The organism is Burkholderia sp. AU45251 (assembly GCF_030482905.1).
GTDB lineage: Bacteria > Pseudomonadota > Gammaproteobacteria > Burkholderiales > Burkholderiaceae > Burkholderia > Burkholderia aenigmatica.
On the sequence record NZ_JAUJQH010000063.1, the window covers coordinates 1 to 2,923 of the forward strand.

Annotated in this window: 1 rRNA gene; it reads right to left on the reverse strand. The window is 52.8% G+C overall.

What is annotated here, in order from left to right:
- Positions 1-23: 23 nt before the first annotated feature.
- A 23S ribosomal RNA gene (locus QZM67_RS39720) occupies positions 24-2,905 on the reverse strand.
- Positions 2,906-2,923: the final 18 nt, after the last annotated feature.

Genomic DNA, 2,923 nt, shown 5'->3' on the forward strand with positions numbered 1-2,923 from the left:
TGGAGCCGAAACAGACTTGTTATAGGATCAAGCCTTACGGGCAATTAGTATCAGTTAGCTGAACGCATTACTGCGCTTACACACCTGACCTATCAACGTCCTGGTCTCGAACGACCCTTCAAGGGGATCTAGTCCCCAGGGATATCTCATCTTAAGGCGAGTTTCCCGCTTAGATGCTTTCAGCGGTTATCTCTTCCGAACATAGCTACCCGGCGATGCCACTGGCGTGACAACCGGTACACCAGAGGTTCGTCCACTCCGGTCCTCTCGTACTAGGAGCAGCCCCCTTCAAATATCCAACGCCCACGGCAGATAGGGACCAAACTGTCTCACGACGTTTTAAACCCAGCTCACGTACCTCTTTAAATGGCGAACAGCCATACCCTTGGGACCGGCTACAGCCCCAGGATGAGATGAGCCGACATCGAGGTGCCAAACACCGCCGTCGATATGAACTCTTGGGCGGTATCAGCCTGTTATCCCCAGAGTACCTTTTATCCGTTGAGCGATGGCCCTTCCATACAGAACCACCGGATCACTATGACCTGCTTTCGCACCTGCTCGACTTGTCGGTCTCGCAGTTAAGCACGCTTATGCCATTGCACTATCAGCACGATTTCCGACCGTACCTAGCGTACCTTCGTACTCCTCCGTTACGCTTTGGGAGGAGACCGCCCCAGTCAAACTGCCTACCATGCACTGTCCCCGACCCGGATCACGGGCCAAGGTTAGAACCTCAAACAAACCAGGGTGGTATTTCAAGGACGGCTCCACCGAAACTAGCGTTCCGGTTTCATAGCCTCCCACCTATCCTACACAGATCGGTTCAAAGTCCAATGCAAAGCTACAGTAAAGGTTCATGGGGTCTTTCCGTCTAGCCGCGGGTAGATTGCATCATCACAAACACTTCAACTTCGCTGAGTCTCGGGAGGAGACAGTGTGGCCATCGTTACGCCATTCGTGCAGGTCGGAACTTACCCGACAAGGAATTTCGCTACCTTAGGACCGTTATAGTTACGGCCGCCGTTTACCGGGACTTCAATCAAGAGCTTGCACCCCATCATTTAATCTTCCGGCACCGGGCAGGCGTCACACCCTATACGTCCACTTTCGTGTTTGCAGAGTGCTGTGTTTTTATTAAACAGTCGCAGCCACCAGTTTATTGCAACCCCTTCACCCTTTGCCCGCAGGGGCATCAAGCTACAAGGGCGTACCTTATCCCGAAGTTACGGTACCAATTTGCCGAGTTCCTTCTCCCGAGTTCTCTCAAGCGCCTTAGAATACTCATCTCGCCCACCTGTGTCGGTTTGCGGTACGGTCATCGTTAGACTGAAGCTTAGAGGCTTTTCTTGGAACCACTTCCAATTGCTTCGCTCCCTAAGGAGCTCGCGCCACACCCTTGAATTCCGCGCCCGGATTTGCCTAAGCGCCTTCTCCAATGCAGCGACCGGGACTTCCAACACCCGGACAACCTTCCGCGATCCGTCCCCCCATCGCATCTAACAATGGTGCAGGAATATTGACCTGCTTCCCATCAGCTACGCATTTCTGCCTCGCCTTAGGGGCCGACTCACCCTACGCCGATGAACGTTGCGTAGGAAACCTTGGGCTTACGGCGAGGGGGCCTTTCACCCCCTTTATCGCTACTCATGTCAGCATTCGCACTTCTGATACCTCCAGCATCCCTTCCGAGACACCTTCGCAGGCTTACAGAACGCTCTCCTACCATGCGTGCAAAGCACGCATCCGCAGCTTCGGTATATAGCTTAGCCCCGTTACATCTTCCGCGCAGGACGACTCGATCAGTGAGCTATTACGCTTTCTTTAAAGGGTGGCTGCTTCTAAGCCAACCTCCTGACTGTTTTAGCCTTCCCACTTCGTTTCCCACTTAGCTATATTTGGGGACCTTAGCTGGCGGTCTGGGTTGTTTCCCTCTTGACACCGGACGTTAGCACCCGATGTCTGTCTCCCGTGATTGCACTCTTCGGTATTCGGAGTTTGCTATGGCGGGGTAATCTGCAATAGACCCCCCAACCATGACAGTGCTCTACCCCCGAAGGTGAGACACGAGGCACTACCTAAATAGTTTTCGGAGAGAACCAGCTATTTCCAAGTTTGTTTAGCCTTTCACCCCTATCCACAGCTCATCCCCTAACTTTTCAACGTTAGTGGGTTCGGACCTCCAGTACGTGTTACCGCACCTTCATCCTGGCCATGGATAGATCACTTGGTTTCGGGTCTACGCCCAGCAACTGAACGCCCTATTCGGACTCGCTTTCGCTACGCCTGCCCTATACGGTTAAGCTTGCTACTGAACGTAAGTCGCTGACCCATTATACAAAAGGTACGCCGTCACCCCTTACGAGGCTCCGACTGTTTGTATGCATGCGGTTTCAGGATCTATTTCACTCCCCTCCCGGGGTTCTTTTCGCCTTTCCCTCACGGTACTGGTTCACTATCGGTCGATCACGAGTATTTAGCCTTGGAGGATGGTCCCCCCATCTTCAGACAGGATTTCACGTGTCCCGCCCTACTTGTCGCACACCTAGTTCTTTCATACTGTTTTCGCCTACGGGGCTATCACCCGCTATGGCCGCACTTTCCAGAGCGTTCGGCTAACAATACAAATAAAGAGTGCAAGGCTCATCCCATTTCGCTCGCCACTACTTTGGGAATCTCGGTTGATTTCTTTTCCTGCGGTTACTTAGATGTTTCAGTTCACCGCGTTCGCTTCGCATGGCCTATGTATTCAGCCATGGATACTCCAAAAGGAGTGGGTTTCCCCATTCGGACATCTACGGATCAAAGCTTGTTTGCCAGCTCCCCGTAGCTTTTCGCAGGCTACCGCGTCCTTCATCGCCTGTGATCGCCAAGGCATCCACCACATGCACTTGTTCGCTTGACCCTATAACGAGTCTGTCTC